Source organism: Clostridioides sp. LIBA-7602, from assembly GCF_056688945.1.
In genome coordinates this window covers 448,376-472,880 of sequence record NZ_CP196991.1, presented here as the reverse complement: position 1 = coordinate 472,880, position 24,505 = coordinate 448,376, and the positions used below count along the sequence as shown (strand labels likewise).

24 protein-coding genes are annotated in these 24,505 nt (G+C 30.4%); 6 read left to right on the top strand and 18 right to left on the bottom strand.

Annotated features, from left to right (window positions below):
• Positions 1 to 37 precede the first annotated feature (37 nt).
• Positions 38 to 1,180 (bottom strand): vancomycin resistance histidine kinase VanS, encoded by a 1,143-nt coding sequence (gene vanS / locus ACTG45_RS02560; protein WP_479919739.1) that lies wholly within the window; start codon positions 1,178 to 1,180, stop codon positions 38 to 40.
• Positions 1,170 to 1,871 (bottom strand): VanR-ABDEGLN family response regulator transcription factor, encoded by a 702-nt coding sequence (gene vanR, locus ACTG45_RS02555; protein WP_021382980.1) that lies wholly within the window; start codon positions 1,869 to 1,871, stop codon positions 1,170 to 1,172. The genes vanS and vanR overlap by 11 nt, the downstream gene beginning before the upstream one ends.
• Before the next feature lie 173 nt (positions 1,872 to 2,044).
• On the opposite strand from vanR, the gene ACTG45_RS02550 reads away from it, so the two are divergent.
• A complete protein-coding gene (locus ACTG45_RS02550) occupies positions 2,045 to 2,185 on the top strand; it encodes a hypothetical protein (RefSeq protein WP_479918031.1) in 141 nt (46 codons plus the stop codon).
• Between the two features lie 190 nt (positions 2,186 to 2,375).
• Here the strand turns inward: ACTG45_RS02550 and nhaC are convergent, their stop codons facing one another.
• The 9 genes from nhaC to ACTG45_RS02505 form a co-directional block, all read right to left on the bottom strand.
• The gene (gene nhaC, locus ACTG45_RS02545) at positions 2,376 to 3,797 is read right to left on the bottom strand and encodes a Na+/H+ antiporter NhaC (RefSeq protein ID WP_021383003.1); all 1,422 of its coding nucleotides are present in this window, start codon (positions 3,795 to 3,797) and stop codon (positions 2,376 to 2,378) included.
• 29 nt (positions 3,798 to 3,826) lie between these two features.
• Positions 3,827 to 4,891, bottom strand: coding sequence for an ornithine racemase Orr (gene orr / locus ACTG45_RS02540; RefSeq protein ID WP_479919738.1), 1,065 nt, complete (start codon positions 4,889 to 4,891; stop codon positions 3,827 to 3,829).
• The gene (locus ACTG45_RS02535) at positions 4,876 to 6,285 is read right to left on the bottom strand and encodes a GlmL-related ornithine degradation protein (protein ID WP_479919737.1); all 1,410 of its coding nucleotides are present in this window, start codon (positions 6,283 to 6,285) and stop codon (positions 4,876 to 4,878) included. Before ACTG45_RS02535 ends, orr begins: the two co-directional genes overlap by 16 nt.
• A complete protein-coding gene (oraE, locus tag ACTG45_RS02530; protein ID WP_479919736.1) occupies positions 6,285 to 8,489 on the bottom strand; it encodes a D-ornithine 4,5-aminomutase subunit OraE in 2,205 nt (734 codons plus the stop codon). The genes ACTG45_RS02535 and oraE overlap by 1 nt, the downstream gene beginning before the upstream one ends.
• Positions 8,483 to 8,857: an ornithine aminomutase subunit alpha gene (locus ACTG45_RS02525; protein ID WP_021382945.1), complete on the bottom strand. Its 375-nt coding sequence runs from the start codon at positions 8,855 to 8,857 to the stop codon at positions 8,483 to 8,485. Before ACTG45_RS02525 ends, oraE begins: the two co-directional genes overlap by 7 nt.
• A gap of 78 nt (positions 8,858 to 8,935) precedes the next feature.
• Positions 8,936 to 10,366: a 2-amino-4-oxopentanoate thiolase subunit OrtB gene (ortB, locus tag ACTG45_RS02520; protein ID WP_479919735.1), complete on the bottom strand. Its 1,431-nt coding sequence runs from the start codon at positions 10,364 to 10,366 to the stop codon at positions 8,936 to 8,938.
• Positions 10,359 to 10,667 (bottom strand): 2-amino-4-oxopentanoate thiolase subunit OrtA, encoded by a 309-nt coding sequence (ortA, locus tag ACTG45_RS02515; protein ID WP_021382991.1) that lies wholly within the window; start codon positions 10,665 to 10,667, stop codon positions 10,359 to 10,361. The genes ortB and ortA overlap by 8 nt, the downstream gene beginning before the upstream one ends.
• A 34-nt stretch (positions 10,668 to 10,701) precedes the next feature.
• Positions 10,702 to 11,769, bottom strand: a complete 1,068-nt coding sequence (ord, locus tag ACTG45_RS02510) for a 2,4-diaminopentanoate dehydrogenase (protein WP_479919734.1) — start codon at positions 11,767 to 11,769, stop codon at positions 10,702 to 10,704.
• A gap of 230 nt (positions 11,770 to 11,999) precedes the next feature.
• Positions 12,000 to 13,400, bottom strand: a complete 1,401-nt coding sequence (locus ACTG45_RS02505) for a sigma-54-dependent Fis family transcriptional regulator (RefSeq protein WP_044212443.1) — start codon at positions 13,398 to 13,400, stop codon at positions 12,000 to 12,002.
• Between the two features lie 250 nt (positions 13,401 to 13,650).
• Between ACTG45_RS02505 and ACTG45_RS02500 the strand changes: the two genes are divergently transcribed.
• Complete coding sequence (locus ACTG45_RS02500; RefSeq protein WP_479918025.1) at positions 13,651 to 14,472, top strand: MBL fold metallo-hydrolase; 822 nt, start codon at positions 13,651 to 13,653, stop codon at positions 14,470 to 14,472.
• Positions 14,473 to 14,725: 253 nt separating this feature from the next.
• On the opposite strand, the gene ACTG45_RS02495 is transcribed toward ACTG45_RS02500, so the two are convergent.
• Positions 14,726 to 15,892 carry a MalY/PatB family protein gene (locus tag ACTG45_RS02495; protein WP_479918024.1) on the bottom strand — a complete coding sequence of 389 codons (1,167 nt, stop codon included), beginning with the start codon at positions 15,890 to 15,892 and terminating at the stop codon, positions 14,726 to 14,728.
• Positions 15,893 to 15,906: 14 nt separating this feature from the next.
• Positions 15,907 to 16,812, bottom strand: coding sequence for a DMT family transporter (locus ACTG45_RS02490; protein ID WP_479918023.1), 906 nt, complete (start codon positions 16,810 to 16,812; stop codon positions 15,907 to 15,909).
• A 178-nt stretch (positions 16,813 to 16,990) separates the two neighbouring features.
• Here ACTG45_RS02490 and ACTG45_RS02485 point away from each other — a divergent pair, with 178 nt between their 5' ends.
• Positions 16,991 to 17,881, top strand: a complete 891-nt coding sequence (locus ACTG45_RS02485; protein WP_479918022.1) for an AraC family transcriptional regulator — start codon at positions 16,991 to 16,993, stop codon at positions 17,879 to 17,881.
• Positions 17,882 to 18,912: 1,031 nt separating this feature from the next.
• Positions 18,913 to 19,113, top strand: coding sequence for a cold-shock protein (locus ACTG45_RS02480; RefSeq protein ID WP_021384215.1), 201 nt, complete (start codon positions 18,913 to 18,915; stop codon positions 19,111 to 19,113).
• A 583-nt stretch (positions 19,114 to 19,696) separates the two neighbouring features.
• On the opposite strand, the gene ACTG45_RS02475 is transcribed toward ACTG45_RS02480, so the two are convergent.
• Positions 19,697 to 19,846 carry a phage tail assembly chaperone gene (locus ACTG45_RS02475; protein WP_479918021.1) on the bottom strand — a complete coding sequence of 50 codons (150 nt, stop codon included), beginning with the start codon at positions 19,844 to 19,846 and terminating at the stop codon, positions 19,697 to 19,699.
• On the opposite strand from ACTG45_RS02475, the gene ACTG45_RS02470 reads away from it, so the two are divergent.
• Positions 19,841 to 20,353, top strand: a complete 513-nt coding sequence (locus tag ACTG45_RS02470) for a site-specific integrase (RefSeq protein WP_479919733.1) — start codon at positions 19,841 to 19,843, stop codon at positions 20,351 to 20,353. The genes ACTG45_RS02475 and ACTG45_RS02470 overlap by 6 nt on opposite strands.
• An 84-nt stretch (positions 20,354 to 20,437) precedes the next feature.
• On the opposite strand, the gene rlmD is transcribed toward ACTG45_RS02470, so the two are convergent.
• Genes rlmD through ACTG45_RS02455 form a run of 3 tightly spaced genes read right to left on the bottom strand, consistent with a single transcriptional unit; the run spans position 20,438 to position 22,868 of the window.
• Positions 20,438 to 21,793 carry a 23S rRNA (uracil(1939)-C(5))-methyltransferase RlmD gene (rlmD, locus tag ACTG45_RS02465; RefSeq protein ID WP_479919732.1) on the bottom strand — a complete coding sequence of 452 codons (1,356 nt, stop codon included), beginning with the start codon at positions 21,791 to 21,793 and terminating at the stop codon, positions 20,438 to 20,440.
• 23 nt (positions 21,794 to 21,816) lie between these two features.
• A complete protein-coding gene (locus tag ACTG45_RS02460) occupies positions 21,817 to 22,539 on the bottom strand; it encodes a pseudouridine synthase (protein WP_479919731.1) in 723 nt (240 codons plus the stop codon).
• The gene (locus tag ACTG45_RS02455; RefSeq protein ID WP_021383005.1) at positions 22,539 to 22,868 is read right to left on the bottom strand and encodes a DUF1904 domain-containing protein; all 330 of its coding nucleotides are present in this window, start codon (positions 22,866 to 22,868) and stop codon (positions 22,539 to 22,541) included. Before ACTG45_RS02455 ends, ACTG45_RS02460 begins: the two co-directional genes overlap by 1 nt.
• A gap of 192 nt (positions 22,869 to 23,060) precedes the next feature.
• Here ACTG45_RS02455 and fba point away from each other — a divergent pair, with 192 nt between their 5' ends.
• Positions 23,061 to 23,987, top strand: a complete 927-nt coding sequence (fba, locus tag ACTG45_RS02450) for a class II fructose-1,6-bisphosphate aldolase (protein ID WP_021382993.1) — start codon at positions 23,061 to 23,063, stop codon at positions 23,985 to 23,987.
• A 110-nt stretch (positions 23,988 to 24,097) separates the two neighbouring features.
• On the opposite strand, the gene ACTG45_RS02445 is transcribed toward fba, so the two are convergent.
• Complete coding sequence (locus tag ACTG45_RS02445) at positions 24,098 to 24,484, bottom strand: hypothetical protein (protein WP_479919730.1); 387 nt, start codon at positions 24,482 to 24,484, stop codon at positions 24,098 to 24,100.
• Positions 24,485 to 24,505: the final 21 nt, after the last annotated feature.

Sequence of the window (24,505 nt, the reverse complement as noted above, 5' to 3'; positions counted from 1 at the left end):
ATCCTGAAGGATTTCTTATTTTTTTATACGTAAATTCTTAATATTTTCTTAAATTGGGAATAATAACTTCAAATACAATGATGTTATCCTTACTATATGCTGTTATTATCCCATTATGAAGCTCAACAATTTCTTTTGATATAGCAAGCCCCAAACCAGCTCCACCATTATTTGAACTACGAGATGCATCTAATCTATAGAATTGTTCAAAAATACGATTAATTTTTTCTTCTGGTATTGTATTACCATAATTCATAAACTTTAGATTTATGTTTTTTTCATCCTGCATAGCTGTTATTTCAATAGTAGTACCTTCATAGCTATAATAAATAGCATTGCGTAATAAATTATCAAATACACGCTGCATTTTATTGACATCGCATTTTATCATCGTATTTGGAGCTACATTCAATGTATATTTTAGATTTTTACTTGTTAAAATAGGGGTAAATTCATACGTTAATTGTTCAAGCATACGTGTTAAGTTTACCTCACTGTATTCAAGAGTTATACTTGATAGATTAAATCTTGTAATTTCAAAGAATTCATTGATTAAATCCTCAAGACGTTCAGCTTTATCTAGTGAAATAGATAGATACTTATCTCGCAATTCTTTAGAAATCTGATTTTCATCTCGAAGCAATGTTAAATATCCTATAACTGAGGTAAGTGGTGTTTTTAAATCATGTGCTAGATAAACAATAAGGTCATTCTTACGTTGTTCTGCAATTTGTGTATCAGACTTACGTTGTTCAAGTGTATGTTTAATTGAATTTATCTTTTTTTCCACAGCAGAAAGCTCTGTAGATAAAGTAACTTCTTTAATATCCTCTTTAATAAGCGAATCAATACCTTGATTAATTTCACTAAAATATTTTGTAAACCAATTTAAATATAAACGGAATATTATAAAAAATACAATCGTGATAGCTATTATTATAAAAATCTCCATATTATTACGAAAAATCTGCTGATACAAATTTAAAGCTGCTTTATATTCCATACGAAAAACTTTTACAAAAAAAGATACTACCCATTCAGAGAAATTCCTATATAATATAAAAGAATATAAAATCCAAATAAATATGGTTGATATAAATGCCATTACAGCTGTTTTTATAAAAATTTTATTCTTTACTTGAGCAAAGTCAGAATTCTTCTTAATATTTTTATTTTTCAATTGTATAACCTACTCCCCATACAGTTTTTATAAATTTTGGATTTCTAGAAGGTTCATGTAATTTCTCACGTATACGTCCAATGTGAGACATAACTGTATTGTTATTGTCGAAATATTTTTCCCCCCATACAGCTTCAAATAATACTTCAGAAGGAATAACTTTCCCTTGATGTTTGCATAAGTACCATAGAATAGAAAATTCAATTGGTGTTAGTAATATTTCTTTACCAAATAAACTACATTTATGTGTTTCTTTATTGATAATTAGTCCTTTAATATCATATTCATCAACAGTTGTCGTCTGCTGTTCAAAAGAATTATTATATCTCATATATCGTCTTAGCTGTGTTTTCACTCTTGCAACAACTTCTAAAGGATTAAATGGCTTTGTTATATAATCATCAGCACCTATAGTTAAACCCATTATTTTGTCTATGTCTTCAACTTTAGCTGTTAGCATTATGATAGGATAGTAGTATTTCTCTCGGATTTTTCGACAGATATGAAAGCCATCAGTATCTGGAAGCATAATGTCTAAGATAGCCATATCTAAATTTTTAGATTCAATACATTCTAGAGCTTCTTTACCTGTGTAAAACTTGTATACAGTAAAACCTTCATTTTTTAAATATACTTCAATTAAGTCGGCTATTTCTTTTTCATCATCTACTATTAAGACATTTTCGTTCATATATTATTTTTCACTCTCCTTTTAAACACAACTTATCTAGTATGTCCTTGTTATTATCGCATAACATATAGTAACTTTCAACTTTGTGTGTATAACATACTTACTTTTTGACTCTATTCTATCATGAATACTACTTTTAAAAGGCATACTTAAATACAAGGAGGTAATATATATTGATAATTGAAGATAATATAGAATTATTTGACTCCATAAAAAGAGGTCTAAAAAAACAGTTTTGCACAAACGTTCCCAATGCAGTAGTTTATGGTAGAGAAAAAACCTTTATAAATCAAAAGAAAAATGCCCTTTATTAAATAATCAAGGAATTTTATTGAGTGTTAAATAATTAAAATGCTTATATATTTTAAATACACAATAAAAACCTACATTTATTATCTTGCAAACAAAATAAAATTAACCTTCGAATATAAAACTCAAAAAAAGCTACAAGTAGATTTTTATAATAACAAATTTACTTATAGCTTTTTTATCATATAATTAGTATCAGACATCAAAATTTAAACAAGTTTCAGGTTCATCTTCTATTTTTGCTACTTTAAATTTACATGCAATTAAAACTAGAGATACCAACGGATTTATAATATTTAATAATGCATATGGACCATATGTTAATGCTGATACACCTAATGTTGCTGTTATATATGCTCCACATGTATTCCATGGGACTAACGGAGAAGTTAAAGTTCCACTATCTTCTAAAGCTCTTGATAACATTTTAGGATGTATACCTCTTTTTTTATATTCCTTATTATACATTCTTCCTGGTATAACTATAGATAAGTATTGTTCACCTGCGATTATGTTGGTAACTGTACAAGTTACCATCGTACATAAAACTGTTCCAAATACACCCTTTGCTAGTCTTAATAAAGAAGATGCTACTACTTCAAGCATACCTGTTTTTTCTAAAATACCTCCAAGAGATAGAGCACATATTGTTAAAGATACAGTAGACATCATATTCATAATACCACCTTTAGATAATAGGGCATCTACCTCTTCTATTTGTGTCGATGAAACGTATCCATTTTGTGCTGCATCCAATATTGTACTCATAGATTCTCCTTGGAAAACTACTGCAAACAATACTCCTAATACAGCACCTACTATAAGTCCTGGTATAGCAGGTACTTTAAATACAACTAATCCAATTACTACTACTGGAGCTAATAATAATACTGGTGATAAAGTATTAAATGTAGAATCTAATGTAGACCTAATTAATTCTATCTGCTTTATATCTAATGCTTGACCTGAATACTTCATTCCAATTACACCATAAATTACTAAACAAATTAATAATGATGGTATAGTTGAATATAACATATATTTTATATGTGTAAACAAATCTGTCCCTGCCATTGCTGGAGCTAAATTAGTAGTTTCAGATAAAGGTGATAATTTATCTCCAAAGTAAGCTCCAGATATTATAGAACCTACTATCAATCCAACTGGCATACCTAAACTTTGACCAATTCCTAAAAGAGCTACTCCAACTGTCCCCATTGTGCTCCATGATGAACCAGTTGCAAGAGACACTATTGCACAGACTAGTGTTGATGCTACTAAAAAAATATTTGGTGATAAAATTTTTAGTCCCCAGTAAATCATACATGGAACTACTCCACTTACTATCCAAGTTCCTATAAGTACGCCTATTATAATTATAATTAAGATTGCTTGCATTGCCATCTTTATACTATTAAACATACTTAACTCTAAGTCTTTCCATTTAAATCCAAGCCTATATACAGCTACAATCCCTGCTACTGCTGCAGCTCCTATTAATGGTACATGAGGTGATGAACCATATATCAAGACTCCTAGACTTAAAAATAATATCAAACAAGTAATTGGTATCATTGCATCAAACAGACTTGCTTTTCTACATTCTCGCTCTTTCATAAGGTAATTTCCTCCTAATTATTTGAACACTACACTATAATTTTTTTTGAAACATATTCACTCGTACTAGATGACATGATACCTCCATAAGTTAATAAGAATTCCACATTATCACCTACTTTATAATCATGTTTTGTGTTACTTACATCTAATATCATGTGGTCTGAACTTGCCCCTAATATTTTTATATAAGTGTCTATTGGAATTAAAGAGTCAATATTTATATCCTGTTTACCTATAGCTATGATTGCCCTTTTTAAGATTCCTTTATCCTCATAAACAGGTTTATTTCTAAAAGCATCAACCCCTATTTCTCCAATGGGAACTGATGGCTTTTCTTTACATTCAATTATTTGACATACTAATTTAAATGCATCTTGATATGTTCCATGTATATTTTTACCGTACGCTGTTTCTCTACCAAGTATAATAGATTCACCTATCCTCAAATTAGTAATACCTTCTGGCATAGTATTACTCATAATTAGATGCATAGAACTTGAATTACCTCCAGATACTATTTCTGTATCTATCCCAAATTTTTCTTCCATTTTTCGTGCTATACTTACTAATCTTCCTGTATTTTCCATAGATGGTATAACAGCTCCATAACAAGTTAAGTTTGTAGCTATACCAATTATTTTAATATTTTTTAATTTTACTATCTCTTTTACACTATTAAAGAAATCTTCTTCATAAAAATATCCTTCTCGTAAATCTCCTAAGTCAAACATAAGAACTATCTTATGAGTAATATTTTTACTTTCACACAATTCATTTAGTTTCTTTATGATTTCCAGTTCTGAATTAAGGCTAATATCACAATAATTGATAACTTCTTCTAGTTCACTTATCATGGGTATTCTAATCAGCATTTTAGGCAAATTTATATTTTGTAATTTTTTTAAGTTTTGTATCCTCGAATCTGCTATATGGTCTATTCCTTCACAACATACTGATTCTACTACCTCTTTTTGTGCACAAAATGATTTAGTTACAAAAGATACCTTAATATTTCTTTCATGACACTTCTGTGAAATTATTTTGACATTATGTTTTAACTTCTCTATATATATTTCTAATCTAGGGTACATAATCTTTCCTCCTTGAAGTTTAAACTTTTTAATAGGAGCTTAAGAGATGCTTCTTCATATTTTTTAGATAAAACACCCATAGATGCCATAATATAGTCATTATCTATCAATATTTTTGTTTTTTCCTTTGGAAATAGTAATTCTTTATTTTTATTGTATTTAAGCATATTGTTTAATATTTTAATTCTACTAGGGAGCCTAGTAAGTGCTCCCCCTGTACCAACTATATATCTTACTTCTGTTAAATCTTTTCCTTCTGCAATTTTGACTTTTCCAGTTGTTCCATAAATATTTCTTATTTTCCCGGAGTGTCTTAACATAGCTTTGATAACAGCTTCTGTTGTCAGTCTCTCAACAAATAAAATTTCTTCTTTTGATTTTGGTATTGGTGGATAATTATCTATTATTGAATCAATGTCTATAGATAATTCATTTTGTAAGTTTTCTTTACCTATAACTTCTACTATATTTTTCATATTTACATATACACCTAAATCCCCCTCAACACTTCTCTTCGCTAGAGGCTCAGGATTAACTAAGATTTTATTGATATAGTCACTTCCATCTGTAACAGAGTGTACATCAGTAGTTGCTCCACCTACATCCAAAGTTAATAAATCTCCAATATTTTTATATAAGAGTTTAGAAGCTTCCATCACAGCTCCTGGAGTTGGAGTAATATTTTCATTAACCATTTCTTTAATATACTTCATTCCTGGAGCTGTAGTTATGTGGTCTTCAAATACACCTTGAATAATTTTTCTTGTAGGTTCTATATTCAATAAATCTATTTTGGGGTATACATTTTCTGTTACATAAAGCTTATAATCTGTATCTTCGAATATTAACTTTACTTCCTCTTGATTTTCAATATTTCCAGCATATATAACTGGTATGCCTAAATTCATAGAAGCTATCATTTCGGCATTATAAATAGCTGTATCTCTTTCTCCATAATCAACTCCACCAGCTATTAAAATTATGTTTGGATTTATTTCTTTTATTTTATTTAAATCAGTTCTTTTAATTCTACCTGATGTTACTTGACGAATAACAGCTCCAGCTCCTAGAGCAGCTTCTTTAGCTGCTTTTACTGTCATATCATAAACTAAACCATGAACAGTCATTTTTAATCCACCAGCTGCACTAGAAGTTGCAAACATATCATTATACTTTACATCCTCTACAGATAATTTATTAGCTAAATCCTTAATAGCACCTGACAAGCCATTTCTTACATCGCCACCTTCAAACACTGTTGTTGGAGCTTGACCTTGACCTAAAAACACAGGATTCTCAGTATCAATATTATGGAAAGCATTTACTACAGTAGTAGTACTTCCAATTTCAGCTACCAACACATCTATTTTCAAAGAAATTTTTTTATTTTCCATTACTCATTATTCATTTCTCTTCTTTTTTCAACTAAGAAAGTGGCTACATGAATACCTTTGCTGTTTCTTCCAAATCCAGCATCTATTCCTTGTTCAATGGCTATTTCAGGTGTTACTTGTGTTCCTCCACAGGCTATCATTACTCTATCTCTTATACCTTTTTCCACACAATAATCATGTAATTTCTTCATGTTTTTATAGTGAATATCATCATGACTTATTATTGTAGATGCAAGTATTGCATCTGCATTTAGTTCAATTGCTGCATCTACTAATTTTTCTACAGGCACAGAAGTCCCTAGATAGTGACATTCTATACCATATTTTTCTATACCACCATGTTTTATATCTATTATTTCCCTTAAACCAACTGAGTGTTCATCTTCTCCAACTGTAGCTGAAACTATTTTCATAGGTCTTTCTTCTATATCAGCTCTTATTTCTTCATCAGTCAGTACTTTAGGCTCTTCTGGTATTACTAAACTGTTTAAATCTACATCAAATGGAACTTTTCCCTTCACTTCTATTCTAGTACCTTCAGATTCATGCATCACTTCTCTACTTATAACTTCAACTTCTTGCAAGTTCATTTTCTTTACAAATTCCAAAGCTGCAAACTCAGCGGTTCTTTTATCAGTAGGTAACATCATAGTTATCATTACAATTCCATCTGCACACCATTCCATTTCAGGCTTGATTTTATCTCCATTTCTGTATTCTTCTGATTCTTTTAGTCTGTTTTTCACATTGTCAAAATCATCAAGCTCATCAATATATATGATTTTATCTGGATTTTCAAATGTGCATCCATCTATTAATATTGACGGATTATCTATAGCATTTTCATCATACTGAGCTACATTGTTGTATCCAAAGTGAGCAGTTACAGGTGCTAGATAATCTTCTTCTCTTTCATAAACAGTACCTTCTCCAACTCCGCCTTTTATTTTTCTAGATATACCATCACCATTTCTTTCTGGATAATTTCCAGAATCAACGAAAAATCCTTGTTCTACAGACTCAAAATATCCACCAACTTCAAATATTTCTTCCATATATAATACAGCTCTTTCTTTAAGCTCTCTTGCTTTGTCTCTCAATTCACCAATATCTTTAAGTTCTATCATATCCATAAGACCATCCATACCAACCAAAGCTTGTTTTGCTGTATCACATGCTTCTATGTTGTATATATGCCAAGGTACATTTCTACCTTCGTCAGGTGTTATAGTTGATTGTATGTCTGCTCTAGTTAGTACTGATGTCAATAAATTTAATACATGAGTAACTGTTGCTTCTCTAGTTGATGATTCCATATATTTAGTATTCATTTGGGCTCTCATCTTATAATCACTAAATAATTCTCTAAGTGCAACAGCATAAGGTAAGTCTATTCTTAAACATGGTGCTGGAGGGGCTGTTGGTGGAACTGTTGATAAACATATATTACTTTTATCTATTCCTATTCTCTCAGAGAATATAGAGTTTAAAGCATGTTGAACCATAAGTTCAGGCATTACCTTCCACGCTTCTCTAGCAGTAGCATTAGCATTATGTGCTCCATCTATTTGAGCTATGTTTGCAAAAGCCATTATTTTTTTAGCTTCACAAGCATCTACAAAAGACCTTATCATATTTATATTTCTATATAGAACATTGTATTGTGGGTCTTGGTGTGCTCCATTGACTCCTTCTTCAGCAAACATTACTGCTACTTCAGGACCAGCAACACCACTTACATATGAATGGTAATTAATAGGTCTGCCAACTTCTTCTTCTATAAAATCAAGAGCTTTTCTTTGAGCTCTTACTTGTTTTCTTGTTATTGGAACTCCACCTATACCTTGAGGAGTACCTTCTATAAGCCCGTCAAAATGTGATTGTCCAGCAGTTCTAATAACCATTAAATGGTCAGCACCATGATGAGCTGCCATCCTCATTCTTCTTATATCATCTTCAAATCTACCAGAAGCTATTTCAGTAGTAATAACTGGGCTTGGTTGAGGGTCTATATTGTTAAAATATTTAGATGATGGTAACCCTACACTCTTATTTAAAGGTTTTGTACAGTCTTTATATTCAAAAGGTCCCATTTCAAGATTTTCCAAATGCTCTCTCCAAACCCAACCTCTTCTTTTTGGTTTATATTTATCCAAATCTTTTAATATATAGTCTATATCTAGTTTTTTATTTTCCTTTAACATGATTCTACCCCTTCTCTAAATAAACATGTAACTTCATCCCAGTATTCACCATTAACTAATAATAAACCAGCTTCTCTAACTGTTATATTTTTAGATTTAGCCAACTTATAAACTACATGCCCTGCCCCTTTACCTATAAGACCTCTTTCCATAACACCTTCTAAAATAGGTTTTACTTCAAGAGAAGAAAATCCCATTCTTAACAAAACAGACCTTTCTATTGATGGTGTTGTGTTCTTTTTGCCAAGGTCTATCATTGGCTCTACTATTTGGGTAGCTAAACTCCAAAACCTTTCTTTTAACTCATCATCACTTAGTTCTTGAAGATGTTTTCTTCTAACTTCAAAATCATCCTCTCTTTTTTTCATGAACATTCCCCCCGTTCGTATAAATTTAATTGAATTTTCCGATTATTTATTTTGTATTAAATTGAAAATTAGTCATTATTATAAATTATTTAACGTATCAATAACAAAATCTCTTGAACTTTTTACTTCTTCCATTAAAAACTCTATATCTTGATTACTTAAATTATCAACATTATCAATGTTATTGTTAGATATACAATTTTTTATAAATGATTTTCTTATTTTATTCATATCAATATCAACACATTTTAATAATTCTGGCCTTTCTGGTAATATTAAGTTTACTCCTGCAATTTCTTCTCTTGCATTTCCAAATTTTATATCTATTCCATTTTCTCTTGCAAAAGTAAGCTGTGGACATATATGTTTACCTGCTCCTGTATACTCTGTTTCTTGTACTACTACAACTTTATCCTCATCTAATTCTTGAGCTAAAGAGAATGCTGCTGCTAAAGATGTATTTCCTGCAGGACCTCTTTCTATTCCTTCTAGTTGTGCCAATAATTCAGTTGTATAGAAAACTTCCCCTTGTTTTACTAATACATATCTATCCATATATCTAAGTGGTCTAGCTGCAGACCTAGGTACATCTGACCTATCAGGCCACGTACAGAATGGTATCCCAAAACCTGTATGCCCTGTTGTAAATGATTTTTTATTAAATTGATTGTCACTAGCCATGTGTAATCCTTTTAAGTCAACACTTGCTCCTACTACTTTAGTATTAAGACAACCAGCTTTTATCAATCCCCTTGCAGTTCCAGTGAGATTACCTCCACCTGCATTTGTACAAACAACTACATCAGGGTCTTTTTTATATTTTTCTCTAAATTGAATAGCTAACTCATATCCTAAAGTCTCTACACCTGCAATTCCAAATGGTGAATATAATGATGCATTAAAATAGCCTGTTTCTTCTAATAAAACTAAGAATGTGTAAAATAATTCTGGACCAACTGTTAATTGGATAACTTCTGCTCCATATGCCTCACATTTTCTTGCTTTTTCTATAATTTCGGGTTGACCTACACCATTAGAATCATAACATTCTTGAACTATTATACATTTTAAACCCTGCATAGCTGCCTGAGATGCTACAGCTGCACCATAGTTACCACTAGTAGCTGCTATTACGCCTTTATATCCCATTTTTTTAGCATGATATACGGCAGTAGCTGCTCTTCTTGCTTTAAAGCTACCAGATGCATTCATTGCTTCATCTTTTACAAATATTCTAGCTCCTTTACCTTCTGGAGCACATTTTCTAGCTAATTTAGTCAAATTTTTAAGTTCTATTATGGGAGTATTCCCAACAGCATATTGTGATTGAATCGCTTCGATATCTTGTAATGTATATCCTGTTTCACCCATCATTTTTTCATAATCAAACCCTATTCCTTCTTGTTCAAAAGAAGAGTAATCCAATCCAATCGCATTTTTCATTATTTCATTATTTCTTCCCATAACAGCTTGATAGCTCATATCTTTCATTGATGCTGTATTATTCATTATATACACCTCCAAATAATATTTCTTTAGCCTGTATCCCTATTTGGAGTAACTCTGGTATACATTTACCATAGTCATGAGTATAATATGGATTTACTTTAAGTAAGTTACCTTTTACAAGTCTACCTGTAATTGTTTTAACTTCTACTAAATCACCTATAGAAGCATCTTTTTGTATAAATCCTTTAACCCACATTTCTAAGGATACTTTCTTAGTATCCTCTGGAACTTGTGGAGCTCTTTCTTCTGGAGTCAGTACTATATTGTGTATAATAACCCAATCATTAACTTTAGCATCCATTTTTTCATCTCCTTATTAACTAGCTATTATTTTATTAATTGGCATTTGATTCTTCCTCTAATTTAACTTCAATCTGATTTCTTACATCTCCCATTATTGCTCTAGGTACTGGTATATCTAACATAGTTTTAAGACCCGGTCTAGCATTTATTATTAATGGAATAGAGTTTACTATCATTGCATAAGTACCTACTCCTCCAGGTATCTCAGGATTTATTTGTAAATCAATGTTTGGTATACCTTTTATTGATACATAGTCTCCTGTTTTAATGCCTTCTGCTTCAGGTATTATCTGTTGTGGATGCTCCATTTCAATCAAAACATCTCCATTTACATATCCATATCCACATTGTCTACAACCAGCAACATTTCCAGCCAATGCCTCTCCGTACTTAGATTTTCTATCTACTGTAGTCATTATTGGCTCTTTTGTTTGTTCTATCTTATCTAGTTTCCATCCTAATCCATCAGCTATCATATTTATTGATTCTACAAATCCTACATGACCTGCTATAGTATTATTTTCTACACCTTTTATAAATTCCTCTCTTGTTACTCCTACACCTTGTTCTACCATAACAGATTTTCCAAATGGTGATAAATCATTTACTCTCTTAGCTTTTATACTAGTAACTTCCTCACAAGTCCCTGAAAGAGCTAATACTAGTAAATCCAACACAAATCCTGGATTTATTCCTGTTCCAAGTATACTTACTCCATTCTCCTTTGCAACTTCATCCATTTTTTTAGCTAAATCTGAATCATCAGCTTGTGGATATGCCATTTGCTCTGCTGTTGATATAACATTTATTTTTCTATTTAATAAGAACATTATTTTATCAAAAGCCTTTTTAGTAAATGAATCAGTTGCTAATAAAACAACATCTACACTTTTTTCTTTAAAAACTTCTTCATAATTTCCATTGATAATAACTTCCGGTCTTTCTCCTCTTTCAATTTCTAAGATGTCATACATGCTTTTCCCTGAAGTACTTCTACTACAAACAGATACTATTTCCATACCTTCTTTTTTTAGAATCATATTAGCCATACCTATTCCCATAGCTCCAAATCCCCATATTCCAACTCTTACTTTTCTCATATATACACCCTCCTAAAAATTTATATCTTCTCAATAATTAGTTAAAGCATAAATCATGCCAACTTTGAAATTAAAATAAATATTTATTGAAACGTTGAAACTATAATTACTTTGTTATGTGTTTTCATAAATAAAAAATAATATTTTATTTATGAAATAAAAAAAGAGCAAAAAATTTTGCTCTTTTATAATAATTTTGCTCCTTTATTTTTCTTTTTTATTTTACTTCTTTATAAGACTTTGATATTATATTTTTTCATTTTATATTGTAAATTTTGCCTATTCATACCTAAAATAGATGCAGCCTTAGTTATATTATACGAGGTCTTTTTTAATGATTCACATATATACTTTTCTTCTATCTCACCAAGAATACTATTAAGTGTCTTATTCTCCAAATCATTTAAAGAGTAATTATTAATCTCTTTATTCTCTTTAAGATTGTAATAGTCATTTAGATTAATCATGCTTGTTTCTATTTGTATCTCATCTTCCATCATACTCATAGTACAATAAATTATGTTTTCTAGTTCTCTTATGTTACCTTGCCAGTCATAATTTTTCAAAATTTTGATAGCTTCATCTGAAATACCTACCACTTTTTTATTTAGTTTTTTATTATACTTTGAAATAAATTTTTTGCATAACAAAGATATATCTTCTTTTCTATCTCTAAGAGGAGGAATCTCTATATGAATTATGTTAAGTCTGTAATATAAATCTTTCCTTATTTTATTCTCATTTAAAATAACTCTTGGACTTTCATTTGTTGTTGCAATAATTCTTACATCAACAGGTATGTCCTTAGTTCCACCAACTCTTCTTACATAACCTTCTTGTAAAACCCTTAGTAATTTAGCCTGTAACATAATAGGCATGGAATTTATTTCATCTAATAATAAAGTTCCTTTGTTAGCTTGTTCAAACAAACCTGGTCTATCTACTGCTCCTGTAAATCCTCCCCTGCTAGTCCCAAATAGTATTCCTTCAAATAGTGACTCTGGCAAAGCTGCACAATTTTGTGCTATAAATGGATAATTTTTTCTATTACTTCCATAATGAATAGACTGACTAAATAACTCTTTACCCGTTCCAGTTTCCCCATATATAAATACTGAAGCGTCAGACTTACAGGCTTTCTTAGATTTTGATATTGCCTCTTTAATCAGATTACTTTCCCCTAAAATATCATCAAAGCCATAACCTTTCTTTTGTTGATTATTAACTTTGTTGATTAAATTCTTTTTATAATTTCTGTTTAGTAACGTTTCTATGGTTGTCATATTCTTTGATATTTCAAGTGCCCCTACAAATTCTCCTTTAACATCAATTGGTATCGTAGTATTAATTGCTGTTATTTCTTTCCCATTTTTATCTAGATATTTTTGAACATTGTCTTTGATAATTTTCCTATTCTCCAAAACTTCTACTAGTGTACTTCTATTTATTTTCATTTTGCTGACTATATCAAAAAATGAATTCGTTAAAATATCTTGTCTGTTCATTTTTTCCATTTTTTGTACAGAATCATTGTAGATTATAGTTTTCCCTTCTTTGTTAACAAAATGGACCCCTTCGTCAATATTTTCTAATATTTCATTCATTATTTTAAAAAATATCTCTTGGTTCAACTATATCACCCCAATACTTAAATATATAAAAACCCAAAAAATTAATAAAATGGTATTACTGTATTTATATTATCATATATTTATGATATTTTTTATGCACATTGTATTAATATATCCTTAAGCCTATTCATATATTTCTGTTATTTCATATTTATACATGATATAATCTACTAAATCAAAATTTTGTTAAGCAGTTTTAAGTGTAGATTATTTATGTAATCTAATATTTTACTAAGGAGGTATGATAACTTTGAAATTAAAAATTATTGGTAGTGGTGGTATGTCAATTATTCCAAGTTCATTTTGTAAATGCAAAATATGTGAGGAAGCCAGGCAAAAAGGTGGAAAATATGAACGATTAGGCCCAAGCCTATATATTGATGATATAAAAATGTTGATAGACACACCTGAAGATATTGCAGTAGCTTGTAACAGACAGAAAATCTCAGAAGTAAAACACCTTTCGATTTCTCACCATGACCCAGACCATGTTAAAGGCATTAGAATTGTCGAAAAAATTGGCTATGATTTTATCGCAGATAAAAATACTCCTATTGAATTTTATGCATTGCCTGAAGTGATTGAAGATATAAATCGAATGAACCTTGATTGTCTTAAATATTATGGGGATATTCTACACTGCATTTCTGTTAATGAAACTTCTCATATAAAGATAGATAATTTTGATATTGATTTGTTTAACAACAACCGAGATAGGAATATAACTTTCTATGTTATCAAAGAGAATGATAAAAAGGTCATATATGCTTGTTGCAATCCAAAGCCATTTACTCATAATGATATGTACTTTGATGCAGATGTTTTAATAATCAGTTTAGTTTCTGATGATGGCATATTAAATGATGGAACAGAACTTAAAGATGCACCATTCAAGGATGAAATATTTACTTTGGATGAAGTTATAGAAATTAAAAATTATTACAGAATTAAAAAAGTTATAGTTACACATATTGATGAAATGTGGGGAAAATCCTATGGTTATTATAGTGAATTAGAGAAGGGGCTTGATAATATTTCCTTTGCTTATGATGGTATGGAAATTATAGTTTAAAGTTTCAGATAATAAGCACAATGCAAAGTTGGTAAATTTAACATTATAGTTAAAAGCCGTGACCTCAAACTGACACGGCTTTTATTTGTATAAAATCTCAAGTAATGTATAAAGTAAACATTGAATTCCCACCATTTACTGTAAAAAGTGTTCCTATCTTTGAGATTGCTGAAGCCAACAACAAAAAAATTCTGCCTCAATTTTTTCTCCAATTAAAAAACCTATATTCATTTCATCATTCCTTTTCTTTTGCTCAAATTGAATCATCTATTATGTGTACCATTCTTATCAATGCTGCATCAAGAAGTGAGCGTGGACAAGCTAAATTTATTCGAATGAATCCAGCTCCATCCTTTCCATATTCTAAGCCATCAGAAACGTATACATTTGCCTTTTCAGAGAAAAATTCCTTAATAGATTTTCCCCCAGTCTGTAATTCTGAACAGTCCACCCAAATCAAATATGTTCCTTCTGGATTCACAGCTTTACATCCTGGAAATTTTTTTGAAATGAAGGTCAAAGCAAACTCTTTGTTTAACTTTAAATATTCCTTCAATTTGCTAAGCCATTGCTCTCCATTTTTATAAGCAGTATAAAAACTATACATTGCAAAAATATTAGGCCTTTTACTGTCAATAGCCAACAGCTCCATCTCATATTTCTCCCACATATTTGGATTTGGAATGATATTAACTGCTACCTGCAATCCCGCTATATTGAATGTTTTTGTCGGTGACATACAGGTAATGGTTATATTTGCTATTTCTTCATTCAACGATGCTATTGGAATATGTTTATGTGGTTTATATACCATATCACAATGTACTTCATCTGAGACAATCACGACTTGATTTTTTCTACATATTTCCCCAATACGGAGCAGTTCCTCTCTAGTAAACACACGCCCAGTTGGGTTTTGCGGATTGCATAGCAGAAATATTTTGGCTTTTGGATTTTGCACCTTTTTTTCTAAATCATCGAAATCAATACGATATTGTCCATTTTCATAAATGAGGGAGTTACATACTGGTTGACGCTTGTTTGTTACAATCAGTTCATGAAACAGATAAAATGCTGGGGTTTGATAAACAACCTGATCACCTATGTTTGAAAATGCTCGCACTGCATTTCCCATACTCGCAATTACTCCATGCGAATAACTTAACCATTCTTCTTCTATATTCCATTTATAATGATTTTTACACCACTCTGAAAAAGGATGGTAATAATCTGTTCTTGGAACCACATATCCATATACCCCAAAAGCAGCTATTTTTTTTACTTCATCAACAATAACATCTGGTGTATGGAAATCCATATCAGCTGTGCTGAGTGCAATGCTATTTTTATCTTTTACACCACTCCATTTCATTGAAAATGTATTATTCCTATTTATAATCTCATCAAAGTTATACTCCATAGTACACGTCCTTTCTAAACATTTTTCATAGTTTCTTTAGATGGTCTGCATAATAAAATAAGTGCAGTAATGGTAACAGCCAGCCCAAAGACTGACAAAGCTGTAGAATTTTCCGAGAAAAACATTATCCCAAATATCATAGCAGCTATTGGCTCTCCTCCAGCAACCAAAATGGATGCTTTCACTGTTTCGATAAAAGTGAGTGCAATTGTATATAGAACATAAGGTAGTACAGAAGTACATACAGAGTGCATCGCTAAAAATATAATATTTTCCACTGGAGCTATGTCTATAAAACCACCTACTGTTGCCCAATTTGTAAAAGGCAGTAATACAATCGTATTGATTAACAAACTATAGAACGTAATCGTAAATACGTTATATCCCTTTTCCATCCCTATTTTTGAAAATACACTGTACATCGCATAAAAGAATGCAGATAATACACCTATAAAAATTCCTACCATTGACCATTTTATTGCAGAATTGTTTTCCAAAATTCCACTTGATAGTGTACACCCCACAATTGCTAAACACATACATCCAAATTTCTTTAATGTGATTTTTTCTTTAAAGAGAACAGCCGCCATAAACATAACAAATATAGGGAATAAACTGAGTAAAACTGCTGCAAGGGATAAGGTTAGGCGATTGATAGATTCGTTATAACAGAAATTTAATCCAAGCATTCCGAGTAATCCTCCACCAAGAAACACCCATATATCTTTTACTCTGATTTTAAGCAATGATTTATCATAAATCAGTATACCAATAAGTAATATAAATACTGCTACAAGCGTCCTTGATGATAACACGGTATAGCTATCCATTCCATATGTGTTCAACCGCCTCACAAATATACCAACTGACCCCCACAAAACACCAGATAATATTGGTAGCAAAAGTAATAATTTTTTCATTTTTTCCTCCTTGTGACCTTTAACTAAATTCTAAATAAAAATCTCATTCTTCTCTCTAGCAACTATTTATTTCCCTCAATATTGTATATTATCACATATTAAATCATGTAATTGTTGCAAAATACCACCTATTTATGGTAAAATATCACCAAAATAAAAGAAAGGACACAAAAACATCATGCAGATTTTTGAAATTACAACAGACGATACGCTCAAATCAACTACACAATCTGGCACATCTGAATTTCGCTTTGAGTATTACTTTGATGAAATTGAAAAATATAAAAACCAATGCGTAGAATGGCATTGGCATAATGATTTTGAATTTGTTTATGTTTTATTAGGACCTGTTGTTTGTCAAATTGGAAATACAAGCCTTCTAATGGAAGGTGGCGATGGCTTATTCATAAATAATGGAATTATCCATCGTTTTGAGACAACTGCAAATGGGCAGATGATTTCTATTTTGTTTGCACCTGAATTTGTAGCTCCCTCATCAACTTCCATATATAATAAATACATTTCTCCTGTACTGACTTCTGACTGTAAATATTATTTTTTGCAAAAAAATAATCCAGCACATACAGGATTATTGCAAACATTAAATTCGATTCGCCAGCAAGCGCAGCAAAAAGATTCCTTATGGGAACTTAGAATATTTAGAGATGTTGTTTTATTGTGGGAAAAACTTTTTGTCACGATAAAAGACCAGCTTTCAATCCAAAGAAATTCATCCAATTTTCTTCGTCAAGCTCGGATGCAAAAAATGCTACAGTATATACACGAACAATATATGACATCTCTAACGTTGGATAAAATTGCCCATGCTGCCAATATAAGCAAAAATGAATCTTTACGTTGTTTTCAGGCAAGTATTCAAACTACACCTATCAATTATTTGAATAAATACCGTTTGGAACGTGCTAAGGATATGTTACTTACTACAACAGATACTATCACTTTTATTTCGTCAAGTATAGGGTTTGAGAGTGTTGGATATTTCTGTAAAGTATTTAAGAAATATTTAGGGCAAACACCTGCTGAATATAGAAAATCCAATCTGCCATAATAAAAATTCTTATTTTTAAATATTTTCTCTTGCTGCTTTCCTGCTAGAAATGTTGTATTTAGATGGACACTTAAGAGAAAATATCTGAATTAAAACTACTATGGGCACTCAAGAATGTATTACATCCCTCTAACATTTACGACACCAGATTTATTGAAACTACTGCACTATATCATACTATATTAAATTTTTTAATAAAAAACAAATTATTTTAAATAGGTGGTAAAACATAATTTGCCACCATTTTATTCATCATCTTTTAAATTTCTAAACTCTTCTTCCATCTCATATCGCTCCCTAATTCAGTCTAACTTAAACTGATAATAGGAGCTTTTTAAGACAAAAACTACAGGTGAAATTTACCACACATTCTACTTTTTTAGTTTTTTTTAATATAAAAAATATTATTTCATATCTATAAACTTATTCAGTTTTCAAACATACATGTTGAGTAATAACTAGTTATATTATATTGTTTTAATTGTAGCATAAAACTAAATCAGTAAAACTAGAGAACTTTAGTAGCGTAAATATACATGGACTAAGACTTGTAAAATGAGTTATAAGTTATATTAGCAAGTTATCAAAAACATATACTTTTTTGTTTTTGTGAAAGTTTTTTAGGTGTGTAATAATATATATTTAAAAATAAATTGTATCGATGTACACATATATTAACTGCTTATACTGATATTTAATATGATTATTATAATTTTATAGATATGCACTTAGATGATACTATAGTATAGAATCATCTATTAGAATCTTATTCACATCAAGTGATAGTATTAGTAAGTATAATTAAATAGATTTTGTTTTATAGAAAATCCTTTTTAGCTTTATCTATATTCGTATTAATCTATAGTAATACAAAGGTCTTAAATATATTTTCAATATTAAGAATAAGCAGAAATGTTAACTAAAAAATACAATTAAGTAGACATTTCTATTACTCTGTGATATAATAATATTTGTGTTAATGCACAATTAAATCAAGTATATCTTGATACAGGTTAATAGGAGTATTTTTAATGAATAATGGAATAGTGAAATGGTTTAATAATGAAAAAGGATTTGGATTTATATCAATAGAAGGTGGAGATGATGTATTTGCTCATTTCTCAGCTATACAAACTTCAGGATTTAAGTCATTAGAAGAAGGTCAACAAGTAAGCTTTGATATAGTTAAAGGTGCTAGAGGTCCTCAAGCAGAAAATATAACTATATTATAATATATAGATTTTTCGGGAAAGACTCTTTTAGGGTCTTTTTTTATTGCTAGTATATATAATATATAATTATTGATGAAGTAGGTAATGTTATTTGGAGAAATGAAAAAGTACCCGCCTACATGTTTGTAAGTGCTTACTATATACAACATTTTATAATTAAATTTATTCATCCAGTTATATTCATCATTATTATGTATAAAAAATTTCATCTTTTTATTGACTATAAAAAATATTATAGGCAATATTTTGTATCGGTTGGTGTCCATTGTTCCACCATTTTGTCGCATAATACATTCTACTATACAACATATATCCATCTATTTCCAAAATTGTAACATTTTCATATATTAGTAATGTGACTATACCAATTTAATCTTTAGCTTTAAGTTCTATCTTCTCCTACCTCTCTTTTTCTCTCTTTCAGCTTCTTTCATTGCTTCTTCTTCATCTTCTATCTTAACAAGTAATGAGGTGGCTGCTAATGCTCTCTCATTAACTTCTAAATTCATATATTCACTAGGTTTCCACTTTAATTTTTGGATACAATAATGAGTAAAGCTATCATCAAATCCACCACCTCGAATTAGTTTTTTGCTTCTTCTACTTTATCTTCAAAAGATGTATCAAATCCATTAACTTCATTTACTTTTACTATATAATTTACATACTCTCCTACTGTAAGCATTGTTTTTAATAACTGGTCTTCTTCCATTACTCCATAGCTATTTTGCAAATCAGCATCCTAACTGCTTTACAATGGGATGATATATACTTAGAAAACAAAATTATACACGTTAGACATACTTTGATAAGCAAAGGAAAAGAAGGTTTTGAATTAGGCACACCTAAAACAGAAAGCTCTTACAGAAAAATAAATATCAGTGATACATTAACAAAAGTTTTAAGGGAACATAAGAAGTTGCAAAAAGAAATGAAATTAAAATTTGGTGAATGGTATATAAACTCTAACTTTATATGCACAAAAGAAATGGGTGAATATGTAACAACAAATAGTTTAAAATATTTAGGTAGAGTTGTTAATTATGATCTTAGTATAGATTTTAATTTTCATAGTTTAAGACATACACATGCTACGATGTTATTAGAAAATGGTGCTAATATAAAATATATACAACATAGATTAGGGCATGCTAAAATGTCAACAACTATGGATACATATTCACATGTAACTAACAACATGAGAAACCAAACAGTAAATATTTTTGAAAGCATTGTATAGTAAATTTGCCACCGAAAAATAATTACGGTGGCAAATCGGTGGCAAATTCACCTTTATAGTATCATACAAATAGCTAGAACCCTGCTATTCTCTAATAAGTTTAACTACAGTCTCGCAATGAGGCGTATTCGGGAACATATCCATACACTTAACCATCTTAATCTCATAACCATATCCCTTAAAATCAACCAAATCAACAACCAAAGACTTCGGATTACAAGAAATATAAACAATCTCCTTAGCGCCAAATCCACAAATATCCCTAATAGCATCCTTATGAATACCTGGTCTAGGAGGGTCAACAATAATCAAATCAGGCTTGTCCTTCAAATCCTTAACAACCTTCGCCACATCTCCAGCAATAAACTCACAATTAGTAAGCCCATTCAACTTAGCATTCTCATTAGCCGCAACAACAGCTTCCTCGACTATCTCAATACCATACACCTTCTTAGCTGCACCAGCCATAACCTGTCCAATAGACCCAGTCCCACTATACAAGTCAAACACAACCTTGTCATTGTAATCTCCAATAAAATCTCTAGCGATACTATAAAGAACCTCGGCTCCCTTAGTATTAGTTTGGAAAAATGAGAATGGAGAAATCTTAAATTTAAGACCTAAAATTTCTTCTTGTATATAATCTCTTCCATACAATACTCTTAACTCATCACATTGGACTGCATCTGCTAAACCATCGTTAATAGTATGAAGTATCCCTACTAACTCAGCTTTGAAATCAATCCCTAAAAGCATCTCTTTAAATTCGTTCATGTCAAAATCTTCTTGAGAAGAAGTTACTATATTAACCATAATCTCATTAGTATGAATCCCTTTTCTAACCACAAGATGTCTCAAATATCCTTTATGATTCATTGTTCTATAATAAGGAAGCTCTTTTTTATTAAAAAACTCTACACTAGAAACTAATATCTTTGAGAAGTCTTTATCAACTAACATACACTCCTCAACAGTTTGTATATCTATATGCTTTCCTTTTTTATGAAGCCCTAATGTCAAAGGTCCATTTTTTACTTCATCTCCAAAAGTATACTCCATCTTATTTCTATAATATTTGTTTTCTGGACTTCCTTCTATCCCTAAAAATTGAAATCCAAATAAATCTTGCTTTAAGAATAAATCCATAACTTGCTTTTCTTTTATTTCCAATTGCTTCTCATATGGTACTGATAGTAATGTACATCCTCCACACTCTCTAAAATGCTTGCAAGCTTCTTCAGTTTCAAGTGGTGAGTACTCTAATAATTCTATCATCTTAACTTCGGCTTTCTTACTTCTAACTTTTTTAACACCAGCTCTTACCTTTTGACCACTTATTCCACCCTTCATGTGAATAACTCTGTCTCCAATTTGGCCTAATGATGTACCACCAAATTCCATTTTATCTATTTCAAATTCTACAATATCCTTTTTCTTCACAAACCTTCCTCCAATTTATTATATTATCTTTCTTCAATCATCTTTACTTCTTCATCTGTTAACTCTCTATACTCACCTAATTCTAGGCTCTCATCCAATTTCAAATTACCCATAGACAATCTTTTTAAGTATACTACTTTTTTACCCACACTTTCAAACATTCTTTTTACTTGGTGAAACTTACCTTCATGTATTGTAAGTTCTATCTCTGATTCATCATCGCTCTTTAATATATTTAACTGAGATGGCATAGTTTTATATCCATCATCAAGCACTACACCTTCTACAAAAGCTTCTACATCTTCTTCAGTAACTACTCCGTCAATTTTTGCATAATAAGTCTTAGGCACATGCTTCTTAGGAGATAAAACCCTATGAGAAAGCTTCCCATCATTAGTTAAAACCAATAATCCCTCTGTGTCTTTATCTAGTCTGCCAACAGGAAATGGCTCGAAAGCTAAGTATGATATATCAATTAAATCTAAAACTGTTGGGTCGTATTTATCAGTAGTTGCCGATATATATCCATCTGGCTTATTCATCATTAAATATATATATTCTCTATATACAACTTCTTCTCCATTAAATAATATCTCATCATTTTCAGTGTCTACTTGAGTTCCTGGATTTGAAACTTCACTTCCATTTACTACTACAGACCCCTGCTTACAATATTTCTTTATTTCACTTCTACTTCCATAACCTAAGTTTGAAAGAATCTTATCTATACGTTGCTTTTTAGCCATTAAAAATGTTCTCCATTCTCATAATATTTTTCTTTTTCAAATACTGTAAATGCTAAATCCATACTTTCTACATCTAAATTATTTCTTATACTATCAGTTATTATTCTTGCTACTATATCTTGTACTTCTTGTCCTCTATCAAACCAAGCTACTTCAACAAAAGGATATACATCTGCTATTTTGCCATCCCTTATTGCAACTGACTTTATACATTCTATCTCAAAATAATCCCTTGGACATTTTACAGCTTCAACTAAATCATCTATCATTTTTTCACTTATTTTGCATATATCATTCTCATGAATTCCTCTTATTTTTATCTGTGGCATGGTTAAGTCTCCTTTATCTTAATTCTTCTTAAAATGCTTATATTCTTTCTTATTTTACCTAATCCTATTATCTTATATTTAACATTATACTTGTAATTTATAGTTATTACAATTTACTATATACTTTTTTTGATTTAACGTTATAATATAAGTGATGGGTAAATTTTAAAAGTTAATAGGAGGAGTTTTAAAATGGCATTAATTACTACAAAAGAAATGTTTAAAAAAGCTTACGAAGGTGGATTTGCTATAGGTGCATTTAACATAAGTGACTTAGAACAATTACAAGGTGTTTTAAAAGCTGCTAAAGCTAAAAACTCTTATGTTATGATACAAGCTTCTATGTCAGCTGTTAAATATGCTGGACCTCATACATTAGTTGAAATGGTTAAAGTTGCTTCTGATGAAATAGGTGTAGACGTAGCTCTTCATTTAGACCATGGTCCAAATATGGATGCTATTAAAACTTGTATTGATGCTGGTTTCTCTTCAGTTATGATAGATGGTTCTCATTTTGACTTTGAAGAAAATGTTAAAATAACTAAAGAAGCTGTTGAATATGCACACTCTAAAGGTGTTGTTGTTGAAGCAGAACTTGGTGTTTTAGCTGGAACAGAAGATGATGTTACTTCTGATGTTCACAAATATACTCAACCAGCTGAGGCAGTTGAGTTTGTTGAAAGAACAGGAGTTGATTCATTAGCAATAGCTATAGGAACTTCTCATGGTGCTTTCAAATTCAAAGGAGAAGCTAAATTAAGATTTGATATACTAGAAGAAATCCAAAGCAAGTTACCAGGCTTCCCAATAGTTCTTCATGGTGCATCTGCTGTTGACCAAAATGCAGTTGCTACATGTAATGAATTTGGTGGAAATATAGCTGGAGCTAAAGGTGTACCTGTAGAAATGTTAAGAAAAGCATCTTCTATGGCTGTTTGTAAAATAAACATGGATACTGACTTAAGACTAGCTATGACTGCTGCTATCAGAAAATTCTTAGCTGAAAATCCAAAAGAATTTGACCCAAGAAAATACATTGGTGCTGGTAGAGATGCTATACAAGCTGTAGTTGAAAGCAAAATAGATGATGTTTTAGGTTCTGCTAACTCTATAAACTAATATAACTTTTAAATATTTATAAAAGAAAAGAGATGACTTATAGTAATTAAATTTACTTCTAAGCCATCTCTTTTAAGTTGCATATATCTTTTTATATAAACAAAGATATATTATTTTTCTACTTTATCTTTAATGATAGTACCATCTTCAAGTCCTTTAGATATTTCTTCTGAACTTAATTTAGTAGGGGCTTTATCAGATGTTTTTTCATTATCTATAGTGATTTTATTTTCACCAGTACCTTTTCCTGTATTTGCATCTTCATTCTCTTCAGTAGTTATTTCATACTTATCAGTACCTTCTTTTTTATCTCCATTTTTATTATCTTCTTTCACAGTATCCTTAAATATAGTACCATCTTTAAGTCCTTTAGATATTTCTTCCACACTTGTTTTTACCTTATTAGAAGTATCTGCAAATGATTTATTTGTAAGCAAACCAAATCCACCTAAACCAATCAATCCTGTTAATCCTAAAACCATAAATTGTTTTTTCATAATTATTATCTCCTTTTTATT

Coding starts and splice junctions, on each gene's coding strand:
- ACTG45_RS02535 (WP_479919737.1), bottom strand. CDS start 6,285: ATGGAAAATAAAAAAATTTCTTTGAAAATAGATGTGTTGGTAGCTGAA.
- ACTG45_RS02490 (WP_479918023.1), bottom strand. CDS start 16,812: ATGAAAAAATTATTACTTTTGCTACCAATATTATCTGGTGTTTTGTGG.
- ortB (WP_479919735.1), bottom strand. CDS start 10,366: ATGAATAATACAGCATCAATGAAAGATATGAGCTATCAAGCTGTTATG.
- ACTG45_RS02455 (WP_021383005.1), bottom strand. CDS start 22,868: ATGCCACAGATAAAAATAAGAGGAATTCATGAGAATGATATATGCAAA.
- ord (WP_479919734.1), bottom strand. CDS start 11,769: ATGAGAAAAGTAAGAGTTGGAATATGGGGATTTGGAGCTATGGGAATA.
- orr (WP_479919738.1), bottom strand. CDS start 4,891: ATGTACCCTAGATTAGAAATATATATAGAGAAGTTAAAACATAATGTC.
- ACTG45_RS02460 (WP_479919731.1), bottom strand. CDS start 22,539: ATGGCTAAAAAGCAACGTATAGATAAGATTCTTTCAAACTTAGGTTAT.
- ortA (WP_021382991.1), bottom strand. CDS start 10,667: ATGGATGCTAAAGTTAATGATTGGGTTATTATACACAATATAGTACTG.
- oraE (WP_479919736.1), bottom strand. CDS start 8,489: ATGTTAAAGGAAAATAAAAAACTAGATATAGACTATATATTAAAAGAT.
- ACTG45_RS02525 (WP_021382945.1), bottom strand. CDS start 8,857: ATGAAAAAAAGAGAGGATGATTTTGAAGTTAGAAGAAAACATCTTCAA.
- ACTG45_RS02495 (WP_479918024.1), bottom strand. CDS start 15,892: ATGGAGTATAACTTTGATGAGATTATAAATAGGAATAATACATTTTCA.
- ACTG45_RS02485 (WP_479918022.1), top strand. CDS start 16,991: ATGCAGATTTTTGAAATTACAACAGACGATACGCTCAAATCAACTACA.
- fba (WP_021382993.1), top strand. CDS start 23,061: ATGGCATTAATTACTACAAAAGAAATGTTTAAAAAAGCTTACGAAGGT.
- vanR (WP_021382980.1), bottom strand. CDS start 1,871: ATGAACGAAAATGTCTTAATAGTAGATGATGAAAAAGAAATAGCCGAC.
- nhaC (WP_021383003.1), bottom strand. CDS start 3,797: ATGAAAGAGCGAGAATGTAGAAAAGCAAGTCTGTTTGATGCAATGATA.
- ACTG45_RS02445 (WP_479919730.1), bottom strand. CDS start 24,484: ATGAAAAAACAATTTATGGTTTTAGGATTAACAGGATTGATTGGTTTA.
- ACTG45_RS02480 (WP_021384215.1), top strand. CDS start 18,913: ATGAATAATGGAATAGTGAAATGGTTTAATAATGAAAAAGGATTTGGA.